A 24142-nucleotide genomic window follows, 5' to 3' on the forward strand; every position below is an offset into this window, starting at 1 on the left:
AGCCGGGCCTCCGGCGCTCCGCGGGGCGAGGCGGAGTCCGCAAACGCCGAGGGCGCCCCGCACGATGCGGGGCGCCCTCGGCGTACGTACGGGAGAACCGTTACGGCAGTGCCAGCATCCGCTCCAGCGCCAGCTTCGCGAAGCTCTCCGTCTCCTTGTCGACCTCGATCCGGTTGACCAGGTTGCCCTCGGCCAGCGACTCCAGCGCCCACACCAGGTGCGGCAGGTCGATCCGGTTCATCGTCGAGCAGAAGCAGACCGTCTTGTCGAGGAAGACGATCTCCTTGTCCGGGTGCGCGTTGGCCACGCGGCGGACCAGGTTCAGCTCCGTGCCGATCGCCCACTTCGAGCCGGCCGGGGCCGCCTCCAGCGTCTTGATGATGTACTCGGTCGAGCCGACGTAGTCCGCCGCCGCCACGACCTCGTGCTTGCACTCCGGGTGCACGAGCACATTCACGCCCGGGATCCGCTCGCGCACGTCGTTGACCGAGTCGAGCGAGAACCGGCCGTGCACCGAGCAGTGCCCCCGCCACAGGATCATCTTGGCGTTCCGCAGCTCCTCGACGGTCAGACCGCCGTTGGGCTTGTGCGGGTTGTACAGGACGCAGTCGTCGAGCGACATGCCCATCTCGCGCACCGCGGTGTTGCGGCCCAGGTGCTGGTCGGGCAGGAACAGGACCTTCTCGCCCTGCTCGAAGGCCCAGTCCAGGGCGCGCTTGGCGTTCGACGAGGTGCAGATCGTGCCCCCGTGCTTGCCGGTGAAGGCCTTGATGTCGGCCGAGGAGTTCATGTACGAGACGGGCACGACCTGCTCGGCGATCCCGGCCTCGGTCAGCACGTCCCAGCACTCGGCGACCTGCTCGGCGGTGGCCATGTCGGCCATCGAGCAGCCGGCCGCGAGGTCGGGCAGGACGACCTTCTGGTCGTCGGTGGTGAGGATGTCGGCCGATTCGGCCATGAAGTGCACACCGCAGAAGACGATGTACTCGGCCTCCGGGCGGGCCGCCGCGTCGCGGGCGAGCTTGAAGGAGTCGCCGGTGACATCGGCGAACTGGATGACCTCGTCGCGCTGGTAGTGGTGGCCGAGGACGAAGACCTTGTCCCCGAGCTTCTCCTTGGCGGCGCGAGCACGCTCCACGAGGTCCGGATCGGAGGGCGACGGAAGGTCGCCGGGACACTCCACTCCGCGCTCGCTCTTCGGGTCGGCCTCGCGGCCGAGCAGCAGCAGGGCGAGCGGCGTCGGCTGGACGTCCAGGGGCTGGGCGGTGGTCACGTCACGCACCCTTTCTTTCTACGGAAGACCTTTTCGTCTAAATGACGCTATCTATCATAACCGCTTCACGTCAGTTTGACGATGGCCATAGTGTCGATGTGACGAATTCGCGGTCGACCGTTCGGCGGTGGTGGGACGCGGTCGGTGCTGGTTCGCGAGCGGGTGTGCGAGCATGAAAGGGAAAAGACGTGCAGACGAGCCTCGCCCGGAATGAATCCCGGGCCCCGCCGGTTGCAACCGTCGGCAAGCAGTCTCCGTACAACCCGGGAGAGAAGCAGATGTCCGTATCGGACGAGAAGACCACTGTCAGCGACGGCATCCTCCTGTCTGACGCCGCCGCGGCCAAGGTCAAGGCCCTGCTCGACCAGGAAGGCCGCGACGACCTGGCGCTGCGCGTCGCCGTACAGCCCGGCGGCTGCTCCGGCCTGCGCTACCAGCTCTTCTTCGACGAGCGTTCGCTCGACGGCGACGTCGTCAAGGACTTCGACGGCGTCAAGGTCGTCACCGACCGCATGAGCGCCCCGTACCTGGGCGGCGCCTCCATCGACTTCGTCGACACCATCGAGAAGCAGGGCTTCACGATCGACAACCCGAACGCCACGGGCTCCTGCGCCTGCGGCGACTCGTTCAGCTGAGTCGTCAGCAGGACGTACGAAGGCGGCCGCCCGGAATTCCGGGCGGCCGCCTTCGTACGTACGTCCTCGTGCCTCACTTACGGGGCACGGGATCCCCGCTCGCCGCGTCCACGACCACCCGGCCGCCCAACGGCTGCTCCAGCGTCACCGTCCGCGTCACCTCCACCGCGATGGCGATGCACGCCCTGCCCGGTTCGGTCGGCCGCTCCGTCACCCGTACGGCGACCTTGTCGGCGCTCTCGCCGGCCGTCGCCGTGTACTCGCTGCACACCCCGCCCCAGAAGGTCACCGACAGCTTCGTGCCGGCGCCGTCGACCCGGTACGACTCGATGCGCCGCTCGGGCGCCGTTCCCTCGTCCGGACCCGGTGTGTGGGTCGGGGGCGGCGTCGGGGCGGGCTTCGCCGGGGGCGACAGATGCTCCGGGGCCACCGCCGTCTGCACGACGGTCGAGGGCTTCGCGCCCGCCTCCGCCTGCACCTCGAACAGCCACGACGGGACGAGCGCCCGCTTGTCGTCCACGAATCGCGCCGCGAGACCGAACACCGCGCCCGTGACCGCCAGCTCCTTCGGCTTCGCGTCCGGCTCGCAGGTCATCTGTGGCATGTCCGCACCCGCCGGCGGATCCGTCGCGCAGCCGCCGATGCCGATCGGGCCCGCACCCGCGGACGCCTTGTTCAGCTCCTCGAGCGCCTTACCCGCCCCGATCACCGGATAGCTGTGCCCCTGCACCGGATCCTTCAACTGGCCGCTGCCCGCGACCAGTTCACCGCCGGGACCGACATGGATCCCGGTCGTCCAGCCGTACGTCGGCAGCCCGCCCACGACCGGCTCGGCGTTGACCACCCGTACCGCGCCCATCAGCTGGCTCGCGTCCAGCTTCGCGTCCTCCTGGCCGATCGCCTTCAGTACCGGGGTGGCCGCGGCCCGCGCCGCCGCCTCGCTCACCGGGCCGCCGCTCGGGGGCTTCGTCTCTCCCGGGGGCGGGCACGCCTTGCCCTTGAGGCAGGTGTCGCCGGCCGGGCCTCCGTCGTACCGGGAGAACGTCCAGCTGCCCGGGGCCTCGGCCGCCACGTCGAGCCGCAGCCCCTGCCCGTCCTTCTCCGGCGCGATCTTCCAGACCCCGCCCTCCAGCCTCGGCGCGCCCGCGATGCCCAGGGCCTTCGCCAGCGCTGTCACCTCGGCCGCGGTGACCCGGCCCTCGGGCAGGTGGACCGCGGCCGAGGAGGGCCCCTGGGGGAGGGGGCCCTTGGCCTTGTACACGACGCCGCCGCCGTTGGGGTCGGGCTCACCCGGCGCGATCCCGGGCCCGCCCGGCCCGCCGTCCGCGCCGCTCTTGCCGTCGAGCCGCAGCGGCGGGGGAGCGGCCGCCCCGGCAGGCCGGGTGGCGTCGCCGTCGGACGCCGTGGTGGCCAGATACACCCCGCCGCCCCCGGCGAGCAGGACACTCGCCGCCACCGAGGCGACGAGCAGCGGCCGGTGCCGCATCCGCCGGTTCTCCGTACCGCTCACCGCATCGCTCCTTCACTCCCGTCCAGAAGACACCGGTGGGACGGAACGGGCGAGCGGGTGGTTCCCTCAGGCCCCGTATTCGGAGGTGGCGGCGATCAGCCGCGCCGAGGCGGGCGGGACGACGACTCCGTGGATGAGCGCGGGGGAGACCGGGGCGGGGGCGTCGGCCGCGGGCACCACCCAATGGGGTGCCATGCGCGCGCTGTCGCCGCGCAGCTGGGCCAGGCTGAACTCGGACTCCTGATGCTCACGGGGAGCGGGGTACGTGGACATAAACGCACCGTACGCACGCCATGACTCCGGGGAAAAGACCTACTCTGAGGTAGTTTCCACTGTTCGGCAGGGCGCTTCCCACCCGGTAGCGTGAACTGTCAACCCCTTTCCATCCCGCAGGAGCGCCCAGCCGTGCGTATCGCAGTCACCGGCTCCATCGCCACCGACCACCTCATGACCTTCCCCGGCCGGTTCGCAGACCAGCTCGTAGCGGACCAGCTCCACACGGTCTCCCTCTCCTTCCTCGTCGACAACCTCGACATCAGAAGGGGAGGCGTCGGCCCGAACATCTGCTTCGGCATGGGCCAGCTCGGCGGCAACCCGATCCTGGTGGGAGCGGCCGGCTACGACTTCGACGAGTACCGCGCCTGGCTCGACCGCCACGGCGTCGACACCGGCTCGGTGCGCATCTCCGAGGTCCTGCACACCGCCCGCTTCGTCTGCACCACGGACAAGGACCACAACCAGATCGGCTCCTTCTACACCGGCGCGATGAGCGAGGCCCGGCAGATCGAGCTGAAGGCGGTCGCCGACCGCGTCGGCGGCCTCGACCTGGTCCTGATCGGCGCCGACGACCCGGAGGCGATGCTGCGCCACACGGAGGAGTGCCGGACGCGGGGGATCGCCTTCGCCGCCGACTTCTCGCAGCAGATCGCGCGGATGAACGGCGACGAGATCCGCACTCTGCTCGACGGCGCCACCTACCTCTTCTCCAACGAGTACGAGAAGGGCCTCATCGAGTCCAAGACGGGCTGGAGCGACGCGGAGATCCTGGACCGGGTCGGCCACCGGGTCACCACGCTCGGCTCGCGCGGTGTGCGCATCGAGCGCGTGGGCGAGCCGGCCATCGAGGTCGGCTGCCCGGAGGAGGAGGCCAAGGTCGACCCGACGGGCGTCGGCGACGCGTTCCGCGCCGGCTTCCTGACCGGTCTGTCCTGGGGTGTCGGCCATGAGCGCGCGGCCCAGGTCGGCTGCATGCTCGCGACGCTGGTGATCGAGACCCTGGGCACCCAGGAGTACACGCTGCGCCGCGCCCACTTCATGGAGCGCTTCACGAAGGCGTACGGCAGCGACGCCGCCGCCGAGGTCCAGGCGCACCTGGGCTGAGCCGTGGGGCCCCGCCCGCGGCGGGGCCCTACGCCAGCCGGCGCACCACGTACGCCGTGCCGCCCGTCGGGGACGGCTCCTCACCCACGTACTCCTGACCGCGCATCTCGCACCAGGCGGGGATGTCCAGACGCGCCGCCTCGTCGTCGGAGAGGACCGTGACCGTGCCGCCGATGGGGACGTCGGCGATCACCTTCGCCAGTTCGATGACCGGGATCGGGCAGCGCTTGCCCAGCGCGTCCACCACGAGGGAGCCCGAGGCGCCCGCCCGGGTCTCCGCCCCCGGGGCGCCCAGCCGCTCCCGTACCTCCGCGACCACCCCCGGCAGCAGCTCCAGGAAGCGGTCCACGTCCGCCTCCGGCGTCCCGACCGGCAGCGACACCCGGACGTTTCCCTCGCTCAGCACCCCCATCGCGCGCAGCACATGGCTGGGCGTCAGCGTCGAGCTGGTGCAGGACGAACCGGATGAAACGGAGAAACCCTCCCGGTCCAGCTCGTGCAGCAGCGTCTCCCCGTCGACGTACAGACAGGAGAAGGTGACGAGATGGGGGAGCCGGCGCACCGGGTCGCCCACCACCTCCACATCCGGCACCAGCTCCGGCACCCGGGCGCGGATCCGCTCCACGAGACCCCGCAGCCGCGCAGCCTCCGCCGCCGCCTCCGCCCGCACGGCACGCAGGGACGCCGCCGCGGCCACGATCGCCGGCAGGTTCTCGAAGCCGGCCGCGCGCCCCGACTCCCGCTCGTCCGCCGGGCCTTGGGGCGCGAAGCGCACCCCCTTCCGTACGGCGAGCAGCCCCACCCCCGCCGGACCGCCCCATTTGTGCGCACTCGCCGCGAGCAGCGACCAGGCGCCCTCCACCGGCCCCCACCCCAGCGACTGCGCCGCGTCCACGAGCAGCGGCACACCCGCCTCCCGGCACGCCTCCGCGACCTCGGCCACCGGCTGCACCGTCCCCACCTCGTGGTTGGCGGACTGCAGACAGGCCAGGGCCGTCCCCTCCTCCAGGGCCGCCGCGAAGGCCGAGGGGTCCACCGCGCCGGACCGGCCTACCGGCACCTCCGTCAGCGATCCGCCCGCCGCCACGTGCGTCTCGCCGGCGTGCAGGACGGAGGAGTGCTCGACCGCGGAGACCACGAGCCGGGTTCCGACACGCCGACGTCCCGCGAGAGCGCCGGAAATGCCGGAGTGAACCGCGCGCGTCCCCGAAGGAGTGAACACCAGCTCGTCGGGGCGGCAACCGACCGCCTCCGCAGCGGCCTCCCGCGCCGCGTCCAGGAGCCGACGCGCCCGCCGCCCCTCACGGTAGAGCCGGGCCGGGTCGGCCCAGCCCTCGTCCAGGGAGGCGAGCAGCGCCTGGCGGGCGACGGGGTGCAGCGGGGCGGAGGAGGCGGCATCGAAATAGGGCACGGGAGCACGGTAGAGCAGCGACCTTGTAAATCCCCCCAAGCCCTGGGTGCCTGGAGGTGCCCCCGCGTCAGATGCCCGTGCCGCACCGCCGATCGCGCCCCCGCGACCCGCCGGGAGACCCCCTGCGGAATGATCTCGTCCACCCCTTCGGGGTGTCGGACGGCGCGTTGGGCACCCTCCCCGCGCGACCCCAAATAGCGTCCAGTAGGGTTTGGTCCGCATAAACATCCAAACCCCTGCCCGCGGCCGGGGCGGCGACCGACCAGCGAGACGGCCGTAGCCGACCAGCGCGGGCCGAGACTCTCGGGAAGGCGCTACGTGAGTCCCAACGGCTCCGACCTCCCCCGCAGCCAAGGCGCGGGTGGTACCCCCACGTCTCGGCGCCCGATGCGGCGGAAGCTGCCGCAGGTGCTGACTGCGGGCCTGATCCTGGCGACAGCCACTGGCTGCTCGTACAACTGGGAAGACTTCCCCCGCCTTGGTATGCCCACCCCGGTCACGGAAGAGGCTCCCACGATCCTCTCCCTCTGGCAGGGCTCGTGGGCGGCTGCGCTCGTCACGGGCGTGCTGGTCTGGGGGCTGATCCTGTGGTCCGTCATCTTCCACCGGCGCAGCCGCACCAAGGTCGAGGTACCGCCGCAGACGCGGTACAACATGCCCATCGAGGCGCTGTACACGGTCACTCCGCTCATCATCGTGTCGGTGCTCTTCTACTTCACCGCGCGCGACGAGTCGAAGCTCCTGTCGCTCGCCGACAAGCCTGCCCACACCATCAACGTGGTCGGCTACCAGTGGAGCTGGGGCTTCAACTACGTCGAGAACGTGCCGGGTGTGACGGGTGACGCCAAGACGGCCCCGAACCTCGACGCCATTCCGGACAAGTACCAGGACCAGTTCCCGGACAACGCCGGTGGCGTCTACGACGCCGGTATCCCCGGTGACCGGAACCCGCAGACCGGCAACCCGGGCCCGACCCTGTGGCTGCCGAAGGGCGAGAAGGTCCGATTCGTCCTGACCTCCCGTGACGTCATCCACTCCTTCTGGGTGGTCCCCTTCCTGATGAAGCAGGACGTCATCCCGGGGCACACCAACGCCTTCGAGGTGACCCCGACCCAGGAGGGCACGTTCCTCGGCAAGTGCGCCGAGCTGTGCGGTGTCGACCACTCCCGGATGCTCTTCAACGTCAAGGTGGTCTCCCCGGAGCGCTACCAGCAGCACCTGAAGGAGCTGGCGGAGAAGGGGCAGACCGGCTACATCCCGTCGGGCATTGAGCAGACGGACCCGGCCAGGAATGCGGAGAAGAACCAACTGTGAGCATCCTCAACGAACCCCAGGGTGCGGCCGCGGCTGAGGACTCGTACGAGAACGAGCTCCCGGTACGTCGCAAGCAGCCCGGCAATGTCGTGGTCAAGTGGCTGACCACCACCGACCACAAGACGATCGGCACGCTCTACCTGGTCACGTCGTTCGTCTTCTTCTGCATCGGCGGTCTCATGGCGCTCTTCATGCGCGCCGAGCTGGCCCGTCCGGGTACGCAGATCATGTCGAACGAGCAGTTCAACCAGGCGTTCACGATGCACGGCACGATCATGCTGCTGATGTTCGCGACGCCGCTGTTCGCCGGATTCGCGAACTGGATCATGCCGCTGCAGATCGGCGCGCCCGACGTGGCGTTCCCGCGGCTGAACATGTTCGCGTACTGGCTGTACCTCTTCGGCTCGATCATCGCGGTGGCCGGCTTCCTCACCCCGCAGGGTGCTGCCGACTTCGGCTGGTTCGCCTACTCCCCGCTGTCGGACGCCGTCCGCTCGCCGGGTGTCGGCGCCGACATGTGGATCATGGGTCTGGCCTTCTCCGGCTTCGGCACGATCCTCGGCTCGGTCAACTTCATCACCACGATCATCTGCATGCGCGCTCCGGGCATGACGATGTTCCGCATGCCGATCTTCACCTGGAACGTGCTGCTGACCGGTGTGCTGGTCCTGCTCGCCTTCCCGGTCCTCGCCGCCGCGCTCTTCGCGCTGGAGGCCGACCGTAAGTTCGGCTCGCACATCTTCGACGCGTCCAACGGTGGCGCGCTGCTGTGGCAGCACCTCTTCTGGTTCTTCGGACACCCCGAGGTGTACATCATCGCGCTGCCGTTCTTCGGCATCGTCTCCGAGGTCATCCCGGTCTTCAGCCGCAAGCCGATGTTCGGCTACATCGGTCTGATCGCCGCGACGATCGCGATCGCCGGTCTCTCCGTGACCGTGTGGGCCCACCACATGTACGTCACCGGTGGCGTCCTCCTGCCGTTCTTCTCCTTCATGACGTTCCTCATCGCCGTACCGACAGGCGTGAAGTTCTTCAACTGGATCGGAACGATGTGGAAGGGCTCGTTGTCCTTCGAGACACCGATGCTCTGGACGATCGGCTTCCTGGTCACCTTCACCTTCGGTGGTCTGACCGGAGTCATCCTGGCCTCGCCGCCGATGGACTTCCACGTCTCCGACTCGTACTTCGTCGTCGCGCACTTCCACTACGTCGTCTTCGGCACCGTGGTCTTCGCGATGTTCGCCGGCTTCCACTTCTGGTGGCCGAAGTTCACGGGCAAGATGCTGGACGAGCGGCTCGGCAAGATCACCTTCTGGACGCTGTTCATCGGCTTCCACGGCACCTTCCTGGTGCAGCACTGGCTGGGTGCCGAGGGCATGCCGCGTCGTTACGCGGACTACCTCGACGCCGACGGCTTCACCGCGCTGAACACGATCTCGACGATCTCCTCGTTCCTGCTCGGCTTGTCGATCCTGCCGTTCCTCTACAACGTCTGGAAGACCGCCAAGTACGGCAAGAAGATCGAGGTCGACGACCCGTGGGGTTACGGCCGTTCGCTGGAGTGGGCGACCTCCTGCCCGCCGCCGCGGCACAACTTCCTCACCCTGCCGCGGATCCGTTCCGAATCCCCGGCGTTCGACCTGCACCACCCTGAGATCGCGGCTGTCGACCAGCTCGAGAACAAGCCTCACGAGGTGGCGGCCCTCAGCGGCGGCAAGGAGGCCGGCAAGTGAAGATCCAGGGCAAGATGTTCATCTGGCTGAGCGTCTTCATCCTCGCCATGGCGATCCTCTATGGCGTGTGGTCGAAGGAGCCGGTCGGTACCACGGCACTCTTCCTGGCCTTCGGCCTGGCCATCATGGTCGGCTACTACCTGGCCTTCACGGCCCGGCGGGTCGACGCGATGGCGCAGGACGACAAGGAGGCCGACGTCGCGGACGAGGCCGGCGAGGTGGGCTTCTTCGCCCCCCACAGCTGGCAGCCGCTCTCGCTGGCCATCGGCGGTGCGCTCGCCTTCCTCTCGATCGCGATCGGATGGTGGCTGCTGTACTTCTCGGCTCCGCTGATCCTGGTCGGTCTGTTCGGCTGGGTGTTCGAGTTCTACCGCGGTGAGAACCAGAACCAGTAGCAGTACCCCGTAACACCCCGAGGGGCCCGGGCACTTCGTCACCGAAGTGCCCGGGCCCCTCGTTTGCAGTACTGGGCGCGCTGGCGGCGAGGAATGTTCTTACGGTGATGTCATGAACGACACGCCGCGCATTCGGACTGTTCTGAGCTGCACTCTTCTGGCCCTGCTCGTGAGCGCGGGCGCCATAGCCTGCGGGGGCCCCGACGGCCATCCGTTGTCGGCGAAGCCGTACGACGCAGCCGAACAGGTCTCCTTCAACGCCCCGGCCGACGGCAGGAAGGCCGACCCGGACAAGGCCCTGGAGATCACGGCCAAGGGCTCCGAGGGCCGCATCACCGACGTCACGGCCGTGGACGCGACCGGGCACCACCTGGCGGGCGAACTCACCGCGGACGGCCAGCGCTGGCGCTCCACGGGCTCGCTGACGGCCGGCGGCCGCTACACCGTCAAGGTCTCCACGGAGGACGAGGACGGCGCCCCCGGCGTCCGTACGTTCACCTTCGAGACCTCCCCGGCCAAGCAGGGGCTGACGGTGAAGTTCGGCCCGGAGGCGGGCACGTACGGCGTCGGACAGCCCATCACGGCCGATCTCAGCGTCCCGGTCAAGGACCGGGCGGCCAGGGCCGTCGTGGAACGGGCCCTGAAGGTCCGCTCCACACCGGCGGTCGACGGCTCCTGGCACTGGGTGGACGACAAGAAGCTGCACTTCAGGCCGAAGGATTACTGGCCCGCGGGCGCGGCCGTCGCGGTCGCCGCCAATCTCTCCGGCGTCAAGGTCGGCGACAAGCTGTACGGCGGGGAGTCGAAGCCGCTGCAGCTGACGATCGGCGACCGCGTGGAGGCGGTCGCGGACGCCGGCTCGCACTACATGACCGTGCGGCGCAACGGAGAAGTGATCAACACCATTCCGGTGACCACCGGAAAGCCCGGCTTCTCCACCCGAAACGGGATCAAAGTCATCCTGGGCAAGGAGTACTTCGTCAGGATGCGGGGCACCAGCGTCGGCATCGCCGAGGGCAGCGCGGAATCGTACGATCTGCCCGTCTACTACGCGACCCGGGTCACCTGGAGTGGTGAATACGTCCACGCCGCGCCCTGGTCCGTCGGCTCACAGGGCGTGGCGAACGTCAGCCACGGCTGTGTCGGCATGTCGACCGCGAACGCGGCCTGGTTCTTCAACACCGTCCGCCCCGGCGACATCGTGCAGACCGTCAACAGCGCGGGCAACATGATGGACCCCTTCGGCAACGGCTTCGGCGACTGGAACCTGCCCTGGGACAAGTGGCGTCAGGGCAGCGCCCTGGTGGCGGACACCAAGAGCGCCGCCCACCAGCCGGACCCCACCCGCCTGCGGCCCTCCATCTAGCGGCTCACGCGTCGATGGACAGACGGGAACGCAGCAGGGCGGCCAGGGACGCCGTGAACTCGATCGGTTCCACCGGAAGAGTGACCGCGGCGTCCGCGCGGCTCCAGGTGGCCAGCCAGGCGTCCTGCGGGCGGCCGATCAGGAGCAGCACGGGCGGGCAGTGGAAGACCTCGTCCTTGATCTGCCGGCACACGCCCATCCCGCCCGCCGGAACGGCCTCGCCGTCCAGGACGCAGACGTCGATGCCACCCTCCTCCAGGCGCTTCAGCACCGCCGGGAGTGTCGCGCACTCGATGAACTCGACCGGCGGAACGTCGGCAGCGGGCCTGCGCCCCGCAGCCAGGCGCACCTGCTCCCGCGTGTTCGCGTCGTCGCTGTAGACCAGGACCGTGGCGCTCGACTGCATCGTTCCTCCGTGAAGGTCATCAACCGATGCGGCGGATGCTACTCCGTCCCACACCCCGTCAACACCGGTTCGACACCGCCAGGGAGACCGCTTCGATGGGCCGTTCGGGCTGGACACACGCCCCTGACACTCCGAACGGCACCCCCCGGAGTGAGGGCGGGATAAGCGACCGACATAATGTCGGTCGTGGCGACAGTAACGACAGTAGAAACCGGGCACGCGCACCCGTCGGTCAATCGACCGAACCTCACCAGCGTCGGAACCATCATTTGGCTGAGTTCCGAGCTGATGTTCTTCGCGGCCCTCTTCGCGATGTACTTCACCCTGCGATCGGTGACGGGTGCCGAGTTCTGGGCGGAACAGGCAGAGGCCCTGAACTTCCCGTTCTCGGCGACCAACACCACGATCCTGGTGCTCTCCTCCCTCACCTGCCAGCTCGGCGTCTTCGCCGCGGAGCGGGGCGATGTGAAGAAGCTCCGGACGTGGTTCATCATCACGTTCGTGATGGGTGCGATCTTCATCGGCGGCCAGGTCTTCGAGTACACCGAGCTGGTCAAGCACGAGGGGCTCTCGCTCTCGTCGGACCCGTACGGCTCGGTGTTCTACCTGACCACCGGCTTCCACGGCCTGCACGTGACGGGCGGTCTCATCGCCTTCCTGCTGGTCCTGGGCCGGACGTACGCCGCCAAGAGGTTCACTCACGAGCAGGCAACCGCCGCCATCGTCGTGTCCTACTACTGGCACTTCGTCGATGTCGTCTGGATCGGCCTCTTCGCCACGATCTACATGATCAAGTAATCGGGCTCCGCCCGAGACATCCAGCAAGCATCGACGCAGAAGATCCTGACACCGGGGTAATCCGTGAAAAAGCTCTCCGCACGACGACGCCATCCGCTGGCGGCGGTCGTCGTCCTACTTCTCGCGCTGGCGGCCACTGGGGGGCTGTACGCCGCGTTCGCGCCCGCGGGCACGGCGAAGGCCGATGAAACCGCCCAGTCCCTCGCCATCGAGGAGGGCAAGAAGCTCTACTCCGTCGGCTGCGCCAGCTGCCACGGAACCGGCGGTCAGGGCACCTCTGACGGCCCCTCCCTGGTCGGCGTCGGCTCGGCCTCCGTGGACTTCCAGGTCGGCACCGGCCGCATGCCGGCCCAGCAGCCGGGCGCCCAGGTGCCGAAGAAGAAGGTCATCTACACGCAGGCTGAGATCGATCAGCTCGCGGCGTACGTCGCCTCCCTCGGTGCCGGCCCGATCACGCCGAAGGAGGGCCAGTACAGCCCCGACGGCGCCGACATCGCCCGTGGTGGCGACCTGTTCCGCTCCAACTGCGCCCAGTGCCACAACTTCACCGGTGAGGGCGGCGCGCTGACGAACGGCAAGTACGCCCCGAACCTCGAAGGCGTGAGCCCGAAGCACCTGTACGAGGCCATGCAGACCGGCCCGCAGAACATGCCTTCCTTCCCGGACACGACGATGCCGGAGAAGGAGAAGAAGGACATCATCGCGTACGTCCAGGCTGTCAACAGCGACAAGTCCGACAGCCCCGGCGGCCTCAAGCTCGGTGGCCTCGGCCCCGTCAGCGAGGGTCTGTTCGGATGGATCTTCGGTCTGGGTGCCCTGATCGCAGTTGCCGTTTGGGTCGCGGCCCACACCGCTAAGGCCAAGAAGTCATGAGTAGCCAAGAGATTCCAGAAGAGAACCTGCCTGCTGAGCAGGACACCGCGCACGGCGCGGTGAAGGTCGCGGTCGCGGACGACCCGTTCGCCGACCCGGGCCTTCCGCCCCACAAGCCGCGCATCCAGGACATCGACGAGCGGGCCGCCAAGCGGTCCGAGCGTGCGGTCGCCTTCATGTTCACGCTGTCGATGCTGGCCACGATCGGCTTCATCGCCTCGTACGTGATCTTCCCGGTCGACAAGATCGTGTACATCTGGCCGTTCGGCCGGGTGTCCGCGCTCAACTTCGCGCTGGGTCTGACCCTCGGTGCCGCGCTCTTCTTCATCGGCGCGGGCGCGGTCCACTGGGCCCGCACCCTGATGTCCGACGTCGAGATCGCCGACGAGCGTCACCCGATCCAGGCCTCCCCGGAGACCAAGGCGAAGGTCATGGCGGACTTCGCGGCCGGTGCCGCCGAGTCCGGCTTCGGCCGGCGCAAGCTGATCCGCAACACGATGTTCGGCGCGCTGTCGCTCGTACCGCTCTCCGGTCTCATGCTGCTGCGTGACATGGGCCCGCTGCCCGAGAAGAAGCTCCGGACCACCCTGTGGGCCAAGGGCAAGCAGCTCATCAACATGAACACGCACGAGCCGCTGCGTCCCGAGGACGTCGCGGTCGGTTCGCTGACCTTCGCGATGCCCGAGGGTCTGTCGGAGCACGACCACGACTTCCAGGTCCAGATCGCCAAGGCCGCCCTGATGATCGTCCGCATCCAGCCGGACGACATCAAAGACAAGCAAGAGCTCGAGTGGTCGCACGAGGGCATCGTCGCCTTCTCGAAGATCTGCACCCACGTGGGTTGCCCGATCTCCCTGTACGAGCAGCAGACGCACCACGTGCTCTGCCCGTGCCACCAGTCCACCTTCGACCTCGCCGACGGTGCCCGCGTCATCTTCGGCCCGGCCGGTCACGCCCTCCCGCAGCTGCGGATCGGCGTGAACGACAAGGGCTTCCTCGAGGCGCTCGGCGACTTCGACGAGCCCGTCGGCCCGTCCTTCTGGGAGCGCGGATGAGCACTGTGACCGACACCAAGAAGAAGGCACCCGCCGGTGAGCGGGTCGCCGACTGGGCCGACGGCCGCCTCGGGATCTACTCCCTGGCCAAGGCCAACATGCGGAAGATCTTCCCGGACCACTGGTCCTTCATGCTCGGTGAGATCTGCCTCTACAGCTTCATCATCATCATCCTCACGGGCGTCTACCTGACGATGTTCTTCCACCCGTCGATGAACGAGGTGGAGTACCACGGCAGCTACGTCCCGCTGCAGGGACAGCTGATGTCGGAGGCGTTCAACTCGACCATGCACATCTCCTTCGATGTGCGCGGTGGTCTGCTCATCCGGCAGATCCACCACTGGGCGGCGCTGATCTTCCTCGCCGGCATGTTCGTGCACATGATGCGCGTGTTCTTCACGGGCGCGTTCCGCAAGCCGCGTGAGATCAACTGGCTGTTCGGCTTCCTGCTGTTCTTCCTGGGCATGTTCACCGGCTTCACCGGTTACTCGCTCCCGGACGACCTGCTCTCCGGCACCGGTGTCCGCTTCATGCAGGGCGCGATCCTGTCCGTGCCGATCATCGGTACGTACCTGTCGATGTTCCTGTTCGGCGGGGAGTTCCCCGGCGGCGACTTCGTGGCCCGGTTCTACTCGGCGCACGTCCTGCTGCTGCCCGGCATCATGCTCGGTCTGGTGGTCGCCCACCTGATCCTGGTCTTCTACCACAAGCACACGCAGTTCGAGGGCCCCGGCCGTACGAACAAGAACGTCGTGGGCATGCCGCTGCTGCCGGTCTACATGGCCAAGGCCGGAGGCTTCTTCTTCCTGGTCTTCGGTGTCATCGCGGTCATCTCGGCGATCGCCTCGATCAACCCGATCTGGGCGCTCGGCCCGTACCGGCCGGACCAGGTCTCCACCGGCGCCCAGCCCGACTGGTACATGGGCTTCGCCGAGGGTCTGATCCGTGTCATGCCGGGCTGGGAGATCAACCTCTGGGGCCACACGCTCGTCCTGGGCGTGATGATCCCGCTGGCGATCTTCCCGCTGGTCCTCGCGGCGATCGCGGTCTACCCGTTCATCGAGTCCTGGATCACCGGCGACAAGCGCGAGCACCACATCGCGCAGCGCCCGCGCAACGCTCCGACGCGCACCGGCTTCGGTGTCGCCTGGATCACCGCGTACATGATCATGCTCGTGGGTGGTGGAAACGACATCTGGGCCACCCACTTCCACCTGTCGATCAACTCGATCACCTGGTTCGTCCGGATCTTCTTCTTCGTCGGCCCGGTCATCGCGTTCATCGTCACCAAGCGGATCTGCCTCGGCCTCCAGCGCCGGGACAAGGACAAGGTGCTGCACGGTCGCGAGTCCGGCATCATCAAGCGTCTGCCGCACGGTGAGTTCGTCGAGGTCCACCAGCCGCTCAGCCAGGGTGAGCTGTACAAGCTCACGGCGCACGAGCAGAACAAGCCGGCCGAGCTCGGCCCGCTGGTCGACGAGAACGGTGTGGAGCGCAAGGTCGGCCGCATGGAGAAGCTCCGCGTCAAGCTCAGCAAGGGCTACTACGGCGAGGACAACCAGATCGCCAAGCCGACCGCCGAGGAGTACAAGGAGATCCAGAGCGGCCACGGCCACCACTGATCACCTGATCCACACGACCTGAAGGTCGCCACAGCGAGAGCCCCGTCCATTCGATGGACGGGGCTCTTTGCCGTCCCCGTGGATCGATAGGGTGGGAGCTGTATCCGTCACGTGATGACCAGGAGCTGCCATGAGCGCTGTGACCCCCGCTGGAGGACCTACCACGGCGGGCCGCTCCTGGCCGGCCGTCCTGAACACCCTGCTCGGCGGCGAGGACCTGGGCAGCGAGGCCGCCGCCTGGGCGATGGACCGCATCATGCGCGGCGAGGCCACCGACGCGCAGATCGCCGGCTTCGCGGTGGCGCTGCGCGCCAAGGGTGAGTCGGTCCAGGAGCTGACCGGCCTGGTCGAGGCGATGTACGGGCACGCGAACCTGATCGAGGTGCCGGGGCCGAGCGTGGACATCGTCGGCACCGGCGGCGACGGCGCCAAGACCGTCAACATCTCCACCATGTCGGCGATCGTGGTGGCCGGAACCGGCGCCAAGGTCGTCAAGCACGGCAACCGGGCCGCGTCCTCGGCCTCCGGAGCCTCGGACGTCCTGGAGAAGCTCGGCGTCAACCTGGAGCTGACCCCGCAGCGGGTCGTCGAGGTCGCCGAGGAGGCCGGGATCACCTTCTGCTTCGCGGTGAAGTTCCACCCGGCGCTGCGCCATGTGGCCGCGGCGCGCGGCCAGCTCGGCGTGCGCACGGTCTTCAACTTCCTCGGTCCGCTCACCAACCCGGCCCGGGTGAAGGCCCAGGCGACCGGCGTCGCCGACGCGCGGATGGCCCCGATCATGGCCGGGGTACTCGCGGAGCGCGGCTCCTCCGCGCTGGTCTTCCGCGGCGACGACGGTCTGGACGAGCTGACGACCACGGCCACCTCACGGGTGTGGGTGGTACGGGACGGTTCGGTGCGCGAGGAGGGCTTCGACCCGCGGGACGTCGGCATCGACCTCGTACCGGTGGAGGCGCTGCGCGGCGCCGACGCGTCGTACAACGCGGACGTCGCCCGCCGGCTGCTCGCGGGCGAGACCGGTCCGGTACGGGACGCGGTGCTGCTGAACTCGGCGGCGGCCCTGACGGCGCTGGAGCCGGGGGAGGGCACCCTGGTGGAGCAGCTGCGCGAAGGAATCGCGAGGGCGGCGGAGTCGATCGACTCGGGCGCCGCGAGGAAGGCGCTGGAGCGCTGGGTCGCGGCCAGCAACCGGTAATGGCGCGGCGCGACCCCGTTCCGGAATCCGGGACGGGGTTGCGCGTCGGCGATCACGTGGCATACGTTCTGTGCCAGGTCATGAGTGACAGCTACGAAGCCCCGGCTTGCTGTCCGGCAACCCTCCGTCCGTGGCGGGGTGCCCCGGGTGAAGACCAGGCCGTAGACAGCAAGGTCTACGGCAAGCGCGGACCCCTCGAACCCTTGGGGTCCTGGTCCTCAGGGAGCCTCTTGTGAGCAAGCGAATGCGATAGGGCCTTTTCGCCCCTTCTTCGCAGACCCCTTTTTCTCTTCCCCAGCGCTGCCGCGTATCCGCCGGCGCGGGAATTCGCCTGCCCAGTACGGGAGTTCGCCATGTCTGTCTCCACCGTTGCCGCCGACCAGTCCGTTTGTGCCCCGCTGCCCGTTCTCGGACGTGATGTCACCGTTCCGCTCGTGACCGGGGGCGAGGTCACCTACGCCGCGCTCGACTACGCCGCCAGCGCCCCGGCCCTCCAGCGCGTGTGGGACGACGTCGCCGCCTACGCCCCGTACTACGGCAGCGTGCACCGCGGTGCCGGATACCTCTCCCAGCTCTCCACCGACCTCTTCGAGAACAGCCGCGCCACGGTCGCCGAGTTCCTCGACTGCCGCCCCGGCGACCAGGTCGTCTTCACCCGCTCCACGACCGACTCGCTCAACCTGCTCGCCGCCACGCTTCCCGCCGGTTGCGAGGTCTTCGTCTTCGAGACCGAGCACCACGCCTCGCTGCTGCCGTGGAAGGACGCGCGGGTGACGTACCTGAACGCGCCCCGCACCCCGGCCCAGGCCGTCGAGACCCTGGAGCGCGCCCTCGCCGACCGCACGGTGACGATTGAAGGGGGCCACGGCCCCGCCCTCGTCTGCGTGACCGGCGCGTCCAACGTCACCGGGGAGCTCTGGCCGGTGAAGGAGCTGGCGGCCGCCGCGCACGCCCACGGCGCCCGGATCGTTCTCGACGCCGCCCAGCTCGCGCCCCACCACCCCGTCTCCGTGCAGGAGTTGGACGTGGACTGGGTCGCGTTCTCCGGGCACAAGCTGTACGCCCCGTTCGGCTCCGGTGTCCTCGCCGGCCGTGCCGACTGGCTGCAGAGCGCCGAGCCGTACCTCGCCGGTGGTGGCGCGTCCAAGAAGGTCGCCCGTCGCACGGACGGCGGAGTCGACGTCGAGTGGCACACCACCGCCGCCCGCCACGAGGCCGGTTCGCCGAACGTCATCGGTGTCTACTCCATCGCCTCCGCCTGCAAGGCGCTCACCGAGGCCGGGTTCGACACCCTCGTCGCCCGCGAGCAGCACCTGGTCGCCACCGTCCGGGAGGGCCTGGCCGAGGTGCCCGAGGTGAAGGTGCTCTCGCTCTTCGGCGACGACGCCCCGCGCGTCGGTGTCATCTCCTTCGTCGTCGAGGGCTGGAACAGCTCGCACTTCGCCGCCGCGCTCTCGGCCGAGTACGGCATCGGCGTCCGCGACGGACTCTTCTGCGCCCACCCGCTGGTCCGCACCCTGCTGGGCAGCGACCCGCAGACCCAGGGGGAGTGCGGGGCCCCCGAGGCCGCGCCCGGCGAGAAGTCGCTCAACGCCATCCGCGTCAGCTTCGGCGCCGGTACGCCGGACGAGCACGTCGAGCGTTTCGTACGGGCCGTGAAGGAGCTCGTCCGGGACGGCGCGCAGTGGAAGTACCGCACCGAGGACGGCCGTTGCGTCCCGGACCGCGGCTGACCCGTCAGCTCGACGGCCGTCGCGCGGACCACTCGTACGGGTGCAAGGATGCGCGGGCGCGCCGGGGTCCCGGCGAGGATGAGGACCCGATGAGGGTTCGTTCATCTTCGCCGTGGGGTCAGGACTCCAGACCGATCGCGAAGGCCGCTTCCAGGTCGTGCTGGGAGTACGTACGGAACGCCACGTGGGTGTCCGTCGCCTCGACGCCGGGGATCTTGCTGATCCGGCCGGGGATCACGTCCGCCAGGTCGTCGTGCCGGGGGACGCGGACCATGGCGATCAGGTCGTACGTGCCGGTCACCGAGAAGACCTCGCTGACGCTGTCGAGCGCGGCGATCGACTCCGCGATCTCGGGGATGCGGTCCACACTGGTCTTGATGAGCACGATCGCGGTGATCACGGCTGGCTTTCTCCCTCGGTCGCCGCGGCTTGGGCCTTCACTCTAGCCCCACGGCCGTACCTCCCCCAGGCGTAGAGGAAGCCGACGGCGAAGCCCACCACATGGGCCAGATAGGCGACCCCGGGCCCGGACCCGGCCGTCCGCGCCGCGAGCCACTGCAGCACGAACCAGAAGGCCAGCACGATCCAGGCCGGGAAGCGCAGCGGCAGGAAGAAGAGGAACGGGAACAGGCTGGTCACCCGGGAGCGGGGGAAGAGGTGGAGGAACGCGCCGAGGACCCCCGAGATCGCCCCCGACGCCCCCACCAGCGTCTGCTCGCTGCTCGCGTACACCGCCGCGTAGCCGAGCAGCGCCAGATAGCCGCAGCCGAGGTAGAAGAGGAGGAACGGGAGAGCTCTCATCCGCTCCTCGGCCATCGCGCCGAAGACGTACAGGAACAGCATGTTCCCCAGCAGATGGAGCCAGCTGCCGTGGACGAAGAGGGCGGTGAGCGGGGTGAGCAGGGTGCGTGGCTCGCTGCTCATCAGCTCCGCCGGTACGACTCCCCAGTGGTGGAAGTACGCGCTCTGCGCCGCCAGCGCCGCGTCCCCGGTCCCGTACACCGGATCGAGGCCGGACACCGGGCTGATCAGGAACGTGCAGCAGCAGGCGGCGATCAGGCCGTACGTCACCACCGGTCCGGTCCGGGCACCCCGCCACGCACTCCGGGCCGCCTCCCGCCAGTCGATCCGCCGCCAGTCGATCATGGACAGATCATGGCGTAACGGGGCCCACCTGGACAGAGTGCCTCGCCGCGACACGGGGTACCCGCGAGGCCGTAGGGTTACGGGCAGTACCTCCGCAGTTCGACGGCGCACCGCGGCACCCGCACCCGCATCACGCACATGAAAGAGGACGTCACGATGACGACGGTTCCCCTGCCGACCGCCGAGACCCGCTGGCGCTGCACGCTCTGCGGCAATCTGACCCGGTTCGACGTGACCCGCTCCTCCAAGGTCGTCGAGTACGTCCATCTGGACCTCGCGGGCGAACCGAAGGTCGAGGAGCGCGAGGTGGTCAGTGAGACCATCGAGTCGGTCCGCTGCCGCTGGTGCAACGCGGTGGACCAGATCGAACTGGTGGACAGGCCCGGCACCGCCTCCTGACGGAGCGGCGCGAATGACAATGGGGTGACGGATCGTGGAGCAGCCCGCGCACGGTGGTGAACCGGCCGGCGCGGCAGGTGACGCTGCCGAGACGCTCGACCGCCCGCTGCCCGACGGCGTACGGCGGAAGGTCGTCGCGCTGGTCTCGGACGCCTTCGGCGGGTTGACCGTCGCGGAGCTTCCGGCACCCCTGCGGCAGTACGCGCGGTTCACCGCGAGCCGGCGGGCCAAGTTCGCGGGCAACGCCATGGCCGCCGCCCTGGAGAGCGACCCGCTCTTCCGGCAGCGGATCGGCGAGCGGTTCAAGGAGGCCCAGCCCGAGTTGGCCGGGGCCGTCGAGTCCGGCGCCCCGCCCGCCGCGGCCGACCCCGTCGACGTCGCCGCGGCCGCCTACGTCCTGCGCCCCACCGGCTGGGTCAAGCTGGTCGCCGCAGCGGGCGAGGAGGCCCAGCGCGCGGATGCCGAGCGGGCCGACGAGGCCGGCCGGCGCGAGCTGGAGCGGCTGCGCGAGGAGGTCTCCACCGCGAAGGAGCGCGGCCGCGCGGAGACCGAGCAGCTGCGCCACGACCTGGAGGCCGCCCGGAAGGAAGCCGAATCGCTTCACCGCAAGCTGCGCAGCGCCCAGAGCGATGTGAAGCGCGGTGAGGCCGCCCTGCGCCGCACGCAGGCCGAGATCGACACCGTCAAGGCGGAGGCGGCCGCGCAGGTCTCGGCCGCCGAGAGCGAGACCCGTCGGCTCAAGGCCCGGCTCGGCGAGGTCGAGGCGGCCCTGGAGGCCAGCCGGCGGGCCGCCCGTGAGGGGCGCTCCGTGGAGGACATGCGGCTGCGCCTGCTGCTCGACACCGTCCTGGACGCCGCGGCGGGTCTGCGCCGCGAACTGGCCCTGCCGCCCGTCTCCATCCATCCCGCCGACACCGTCGACGCGGTGGAGCCGGGCCGGATGTCCCCGAAGGACATCGCGGCCCGCGCGCTCTCCGAGACCGACCCGGCGCTCCTGGACCAGCTGCTCGCGCTGCCGCAGGCGCATCTGGTCGTGGACGGCTACAACGTCACCAAGACCGGCTATCCGACGATGCCGTTGGAGAAGCAGCGGCTGCGGCTGCTCGGCGGACTCTCCGCGCTCGCGGCCCGCTCGGGCGCCGAGATCACCTGCGTCTTCGACGGGGCGGAGCTCGCCGCCCCGGTTCTGCTCGCCCCGCCGCGCGGGGTGCGGGTGCTGTTCTCCAAGCCGGGCGTCACCGCCGACGAGTTGATCCGTCAGCTGGTGCGCGCCGAGCCGCCGGGCCGTCCGGTCGTGGTGGTCTCCACCGACCGCGAGGTCGCCGACGGTGTGGCCAAGGCCGGTGCGCGCCCGGTGACGTCCGCCTTGTTGCTCAAGCGGCTTTCGCGTACCTCGTGACGCATCCGAACTCCTGGGCTTAATGCCCGAATTCTGGAGGGCGCACGGTCAAGTGCTCACTACTGCCTGTGCGCTGTATGTAAATAAAGTGCTGCGTGGGCGAGATTTTGCTCATGAGGATTTGAACTGATCACAACTTGGTCACTAGGGTCAGGCCTCGAACCTTCGCGCGGTTGATCATCCATCCGGGATGACAGCGGAGGAACCGCCTGCCGCAGCCTGGTTGGGCGGCTCGAGGAAGAAGGAGCTCGCCTTCGTGGCGTCCCACCGTCGTCCCAAGCAGCCGAGCCGCACCCGTGTGACCGTGCTCACCGCGACCGCCGCTGCGGCCGTCGCGCTCTCCGCCCAGACCGGCGCCCAGGCGGCTCCGAAGCCGAAGATCGACGACGTGAAGTCGAAGGTCGACAAGCTGCACCACGAGGCCGAAGAGGCCACGGAGCAGTACAACCTGGCCGAGGAGCGCCGGGGCAAGCTGCAGAAGGAGATCGGGGCCCTCCAGGACAAGGTGGCCCGCGGTCAGCAGGAGCTCAACACCCTGCGGGACAACATCGGTTCGGTCGCCAGCGCGCAGTACCGCTCCGGTGGCATCGACCCGGCCATCCAGCTCTTCCTCTCCTCCGACCCGGACACCTACCTCGACAAGGCGTCCGCGATCGACCAGCTCGGCGCCAAGCAGGCCGACGTGCTCCAGTCGATCCAGGCCAAGCAGCGCACCCTCGCCCAGCAGCGCGCCGAGGCGACGACGAAGCTCGCCGACCTCGAGGACGTCCGCAAGACCCTCGGCGAGAAGAAGAAGACCTTCCAGGGCAAGCTCGCCGAGGCGCAGAAGCTGCTCAACACCCTCACCGCCGCCGAGCGCGCCAAGATGCAGGAAGAGGAGCAGCGCGCCAGCCGCGCCGCGGGCGACCGCGTCGACCTCGGCAACGAGGTCCCGGCCTCGGCGCGCGGCCAGGCCGCGCTCAGCGCCGCCGCCACCCAGATCGGCAAGCCGTACGTCTCCGGTGCCGAGGGCCCCAACTCGTACGACTGCTCGGGTCTGACGCAGTGGGCCTACCGCCAGGCCGGCGTCAGCCTCACCCGCACCACCTACACCCAGCAGAACGATGGTGTGAAGATCGGCCGCAGCCAGCTCAAGCCGGGCGACCTGGTCTTCTTCAACAGCCTGTCGCACGTGGGTCTGTACGCGGGCAACAACACCATCCTGCACGCCCCCAAGCCCGGCGCCTCGGTCCGCTACGAGTCGATGGACTACATGGGCACCTTCCAGTTCGGCGTGCGCGTCTGACGCATCCCGACATGACGCCCAATCGGGTGGTTCGTCGCATCCTTCGCTGACCTGACGCCCCGCCGGTGACCTGTGGTCTCCGGCGGGGCGTCACTTTGTGTGCCCGGCGCCTTCGTTGGACGCGGAGTGATCAGCGGCTACTGTCTGCCGCGCCAGTCTGGGTAACAGCCGAACGGAGCGCGATACGTGGCGTCCCACCGACGACCCGCGAGGGTCACCGTCCTGACCGCCGCGGCGGCCACCGCCGCCACGGCCTTCGGTGCCGTCCCCGCGAACGCCGACCCGGGCGGTGCCCAGCAGGCCGCCACCAAGGCCACGGTGGACCGGCTCTTCGAAGAGGCCGAACGGGCCACCGAGGGCTACAACAAGGCCGACGAGCGGGCGGACGCGCTGCGCACGTCCGTCTCCCAGGCGCGGGACGGCCTGGCGCGCGGCCAGGAGCGGATCAACCGCATGAGGGGCGCGCTCGGTTCGGTCGCCGGCGCCCAGTACCGCTCCGGCGGCATCGACCCCGCCCTCGCGCTGCTGCTCTCCGCCGACCCCGACTCGTATCTCGACCGGGCCTCCGTACTCGACCGGGTGGCCGCCCGGCAGAGCGTGGCGCTCGGTCAACTCCAGGCCGAGCAGCGGCGGTTGAACCAGAAGCGGACCGAGGCCGGCCGACTCCTGGCCGAACTGGAACGCAGCCGGACGCAGGTCGCCGAGCACAAGCGCACCGTCGAGCGGAAGCTCGCCGAGGCGCGCCGGGTCCTGGAGTCCCTGAGCGCGCAGGACCGGGCGGAGTTCGACCGGGACGCCCGGGCCTCTCGTTCGGGCCGCGACGGCGAGGAGGAGCTGCCGCCGCTCGCCGACCTCGGCCCCGCCTCCTCCCGCGCCGCCGCCGCGGTGGTCGCGGCGCGCAGCGCGATCGGCATGCCCTATGTGTGGGGCGCGACCGGCCCGCGGGCCTTCGACTGCTCCGGCCTGATGGTGTGGTCGTACCGGCAGGCCGGGATCAGCCTGCCGCGGACCTCCTCCGCGCAGCGGTACGCGGGTCGGCAGGTGCCGCTCTCGCAGGCGCAGCCCGGCGACCTGGTCACGTACCGCAGCGACGCCAGCCATGTCGGGATCTACGCGGGCAACGGGCAGGTGATCCACGCCCCCTACCCCGGCGCGCGGGTGCGCTACGACCCGGTCGGGATGATGTCGCACGTGACGGTGACGCGGGTCTGACC

General features: G+C 69.4%; 23 protein-coding genes and 1 riboswitch. Of the genes, 16 read left to right on the forward strand and 7 right to left on the reverse strand.

Annotation, left to right across the window (positions count from 1 at the left end):
* Nucleotides 1–100: 100 nt before the first annotated feature.
* Nucleotides 101–1282, reverse strand: a complete 1182-nt coding sequence (gene nadA / locus ABZ939_RS33190; RefSeq protein WP_361863638.1) for a quinolinate synthase NadA — start codon at nucleotides 1280–1282, stop codon at nucleotides 101–103.
* Between the two features lie 269 nt (nucleotides 1283–1551).
* Between nadA and ABZ939_RS33195 the strand changes: the two genes are divergently transcribed.
* Nucleotides 1552–1908, forward strand: coding sequence for an iron-sulfur cluster assembly accessory protein (locus ABZ939_RS33195; protein WP_018848827.1), 357 nt, complete (start codon nucleotides 1552–1554; stop codon nucleotides 1906–1908).
* Nucleotides 1909–1981: 73 nt separating this feature from the next.
* On the opposite strand, the gene ABZ939_RS33200 is transcribed toward ABZ939_RS33195, so the two are convergent.
* Nucleotides 1982–3418 carry a hypothetical protein gene (locus ABZ939_RS33200; protein ID WP_361863641.1) on the reverse strand — a complete coding sequence of 479 codons (1437 nt, stop codon included), beginning with the start codon at nucleotides 3416–3418 and terminating at the stop codon, nucleotides 1982–1984.
* Between the two features lie 66 nt (nucleotides 3419–3484).
* Entirely contained in the window at nucleotides 3485–3691 is a 207-nt protein-coding gene (locus ABZ939_RS33205; RefSeq protein ID WP_361863643.1) for a hypothetical protein, read from the reverse strand.
* Between the two features lie 132 nt (nucleotides 3692–3823).
* Here ABZ939_RS33205 and ABZ939_RS33210 point away from each other — a divergent pair, with 132 nt between their 5' ends.
* A complete protein-coding gene (locus ABZ939_RS33210) occupies nucleotides 3824–4798 on the forward strand; it encodes a carbohydrate kinase family protein (protein WP_361863646.1) in 975 nt (324 codons plus the stop codon).
* A 28-nt stretch (nucleotides 4799–4826) separates the two neighbouring features.
* On the opposite strand, the gene ABZ939_RS33215 is transcribed toward ABZ939_RS33210, so the two are convergent.
* Nucleotides 4827–6209, reverse strand: coding sequence for an aminotransferase class V-fold PLP-dependent enzyme (locus tag ABZ939_RS33215; protein ID WP_361863649.1), 1383 nt, complete (start codon nucleotides 6207–6209; stop codon nucleotides 4827–4829).
* A gap of 387 nt (nucleotides 6210–6596) precedes the next feature.
* Here ABZ939_RS33215 and coxB point away from each other — a divergent pair, with 387 nt between their 5' ends.
* From coxB to ABZ939_RS33235, 4 genes are all read left to right on the forward strand, one after another.
* Nucleotides 6597–7523, forward strand: coding sequence for a cytochrome c oxidase subunit II (gene coxB / locus ABZ939_RS33220; protein WP_361863652.1), 927 nt, complete (start codon nucleotides 6597–6599; stop codon nucleotides 7521–7523).
* On the forward strand, nucleotides 7520–9256 hold the full coding sequence (gene ctaD / locus ABZ939_RS33225) for a cytochrome c oxidase subunit I (RefSeq protein WP_361863655.1): 1737 nt from the start codon (nucleotides 7520–7522) through the stop codon (nucleotides 9254–9256). The genes coxB and ctaD overlap by 4 nt, the downstream gene beginning before the upstream one ends.
* Nucleotides 9253–9651: a cytochrome c oxidase subunit 4 gene (locus ABZ939_RS33230; RefSeq protein WP_361863658.1), complete on the forward strand. Its 399-nt coding sequence runs from the start codon at nucleotides 9253–9255 to the stop codon at nucleotides 9649–9651. The genes ctaD and ABZ939_RS33230 overlap by 4 nt, the downstream gene beginning before the upstream one ends.
* 112 nt (nucleotides 9652–9763) lie before the next feature.
* Entirely contained in the window at nucleotides 9764–11017 is a 1254-nt protein-coding gene (locus ABZ939_RS33235) for an Ig-like domain-containing protein (RefSeq protein WP_361863661.1), read from the forward strand.
* A gap of 4 nt (nucleotides 11018–11021) precedes the next feature.
* Here the strand turns inward: ABZ939_RS33235 and ABZ939_RS33240 are convergent, their stop codons facing one another.
* Complete coding sequence (locus ABZ939_RS33240) at nucleotides 11022–11423, reverse strand: hypothetical protein (RefSeq protein ID WP_361863664.1); 402 nt, start codon at nucleotides 11421–11423, stop codon at nucleotides 11022–11024.
* Between the two features lie 177 nt (nucleotides 11424–11600).
* Here ABZ939_RS33240 and ABZ939_RS33245 point away from each other — a divergent pair, with 177 nt between their 5' ends.
* The 6 genes from ABZ939_RS33245 to ABZ939_RS33270 all read left to right on the forward strand — a co-directional run bounded on the left by ABZ939_RS33245 (nucleotide 11601) and on the right by ABZ939_RS33270 (nucleotide 18699).
* Nucleotides 11601–12221 (forward strand): heme-copper oxidase subunit III, encoded by a 621-nt coding sequence (locus tag ABZ939_RS33245; RefSeq protein ID WP_137989839.1) that lies wholly within the window; start codon nucleotides 11601–11603, stop codon nucleotides 12219–12221.
* Nucleotides 12222–12284: 63 nt separating this feature from the next.
* A complete protein-coding gene (locus tag ABZ939_RS33250; RefSeq protein ID WP_361863667.1) occupies nucleotides 12285–13094 on the forward strand; it encodes a c-type cytochrome in 810 nt (269 codons plus the stop codon).
* The gene (locus tag ABZ939_RS33255; RefSeq protein ID WP_361863670.1) at nucleotides 13091–14149 is read left to right on the forward strand and encodes a Rieske 2Fe-2S domain-containing protein; all 1059 of its coding nucleotides are present in this window, start codon (nucleotides 13091–13093) and stop codon (nucleotides 14147–14149) included. Before ABZ939_RS33250 ends, ABZ939_RS33255 begins: the two co-directional genes overlap by 4 nt.
* Entirely contained in the window at nucleotides 14146–15771 is a 1626-nt protein-coding gene (locus tag ABZ939_RS33260) for a cytochrome bc complex cytochrome b subunit (RefSeq protein WP_361863672.1), read from the forward strand. Before ABZ939_RS33255 ends, ABZ939_RS33260 begins: the two co-directional genes overlap by 4 nt.
* 130 nt (nucleotides 15772–15901) lie before the next feature.
* Entirely contained in the window at nucleotides 15902–16966 is a 1065-nt protein-coding gene (gene trpD, locus ABZ939_RS33265; RefSeq protein ID WP_361863675.1) for an anthranilate phosphoribosyltransferase, read from the forward strand.
* A gap of 76 nt (nucleotides 16967–17042) precedes the next feature.
* Nucleotides 17043–17159, forward strand: a riboswitch (SAM riboswitch).
* 160 nt (nucleotides 17160–17319) lie between these two features.
* Complete coding sequence (locus ABZ939_RS33270; protein WP_361863678.1) at nucleotides 17320–18699, forward strand: aminotransferase class V-fold PLP-dependent enzyme; 1380 nt, start codon at nucleotides 17320–17322, stop codon at nucleotides 18697–18699.
* A gap of 118 nt (nucleotides 18700–18817) precedes the next feature.
* Here the strand turns inward: ABZ939_RS33270 and ABZ939_RS33275 are convergent, their stop codons facing one another.
* A complete protein-coding gene (locus ABZ939_RS33275; protein ID WP_017238849.1) occupies nucleotides 18818–19099 on the reverse strand; it encodes an Lrp/AsnC ligand binding domain-containing protein in 282 nt (93 codons plus the stop codon).
* The gene (locus ABZ939_RS33280; RefSeq protein WP_361863681.1) at nucleotides 19096–19845 is read right to left on the reverse strand and encodes a rhomboid family intramembrane serine protease; all 750 of its coding nucleotides are present in this window, start codon (nucleotides 19843–19845) and stop codon (nucleotides 19096–19098) included. The genes ABZ939_RS33275 and ABZ939_RS33280 overlap by 4 nt, the downstream gene beginning before the upstream one ends.
* Nucleotides 19846–20001: 156 nt before the next feature.
* Here ABZ939_RS33280 and ABZ939_RS33285 point away from each other — a divergent pair, with 156 nt between their 5' ends.
* The 4 genes from ABZ939_RS33285 to ABZ939_RS33300 all read left to right on the forward strand — a co-directional run bounded on the left by ABZ939_RS33285 (nucleotide 20002) and on the right by ABZ939_RS33300 (nucleotide 24140).
* Nucleotides 20002–20244 carry a hypothetical protein gene (locus ABZ939_RS33285; protein ID WP_260228851.1) on the forward strand — a complete coding sequence of 81 codons (243 nt, stop codon included), beginning with the start codon at nucleotides 20002–20004 and terminating at the stop codon, nucleotides 20242–20244.
* 34 nt (nucleotides 20245–20278) lie between these two features.
* Nucleotides 20279–21643: an NYN domain-containing protein gene (locus ABZ939_RS33290; RefSeq protein ID WP_361863684.1), complete on the forward strand. Its 1365-nt coding sequence runs from the start codon at nucleotides 20279–20281 to the stop codon at nucleotides 21641–21643.
* Nucleotides 21644–21899: 256 nt separating this feature from the next.
* Nucleotides 21900–22928: an NlpC/P60 family protein gene (locus tag ABZ939_RS33295; protein ID WP_361863687.1), complete on the forward strand. Its 1029-nt coding sequence runs from the start codon at nucleotides 21900–21902 to the stop codon at nucleotides 22926–22928.
* Nucleotides 22929–23114: 186 nt separating this feature from the next.
* Nucleotides 23115–24140 (forward strand): NlpC/P60 family protein, encoded by a 1026-nt coding sequence (locus ABZ939_RS33300; RefSeq protein WP_361863690.1) that lies wholly within the window; start codon nucleotides 23115–23117, stop codon nucleotides 24138–24140.
* Nucleotides 24141–24142: the final 2 nt, after the last annotated feature.

Source organism: Streptomyces sp. NPDC046712, from assembly GCF_040645695.1.
GTDB lineage: Bacteria > Actinomycetota > Actinomycetes > Streptomycetales > Streptomycetaceae > Streptomyces.

Coding starts and splice junctions, on each gene's coding strand:
- ABZ939_RS33255 (WP_361863670.1), top strand. CDS start 13,091: ATGAGTAGCCAAGAGATTCCAGAAGAGAACCTGCCTGCTGAGCAGGAC.
- ABZ939_RS33260 (WP_361863672.1), top strand. CDS start 14,146: ATGAGCACTGTGACCGACACCAAGAAGAAGGCACCCGCCGGTGAGCGG.
- ABZ939_RS33280 (WP_361863681.1), bottom strand. CDS start 19,845: ATGATCGACTGGCGGCGGATCGACTGGCGGGAGGCGGCCCGGAGTGCG.
- coxB (WP_361863652.1), top strand. CDS start 6,597: ATGCGGCGGAAGCTGCCGCAGGTGCTGACTGCGGGCCTGATCCTGGCG.
- trpD (WP_361863675.1), top strand. CDS start 15,902: ATGAGCGCTGTGACCCCCGCTGGAGGACCTACCACGGCGGGCCGCTCC.
- ABZ939_RS33195 (WP_018848827.1), top strand. CDS start 1,552: ATGTCCGTATCGGACGAGAAGACCACTGTCAGCGACGGCATCCTCCTG.
- ABZ939_RS33205 (WP_361863643.1), bottom strand. CDS start 3,691: ATGTCCACGTACCCCGCTCCCCGTGAGCATCAGGAGTCCGAGTTCAGC.
- ABZ939_RS33245 (WP_137989839.1), top strand. CDS start 11,601: ATGTCGGTCGTGGCGACAGTAACGACAGTAGAAACCGGGCACGCGCAC.
- ABZ939_RS33285 (WP_260228851.1), top strand. CDS start 20,002: ATGACGACGGTTCCCCTGCCGACCGCCGAGACCCGCTGGCGCTGCACG.
- ABZ939_RS33235 (WP_361863661.1), top strand. CDS start 9,764: ATGAACGACACGCCGCGCATTCGGACTGTTCTGAGCTGCACTCTTCTG.
- ABZ939_RS33270 (WP_361863678.1), top strand. CDS start 17,320: ATGTCTGTCTCCACCGTTGCCGCCGACCAGTCCGTTTGTGCCCCGCTG.
- ABZ939_RS33240 (WP_361863664.1), bottom strand. CDS start 11,423: ATGCAGTCGAGCGCCACGGTCCTGGTCTACAGCGACGACGCGAACACG.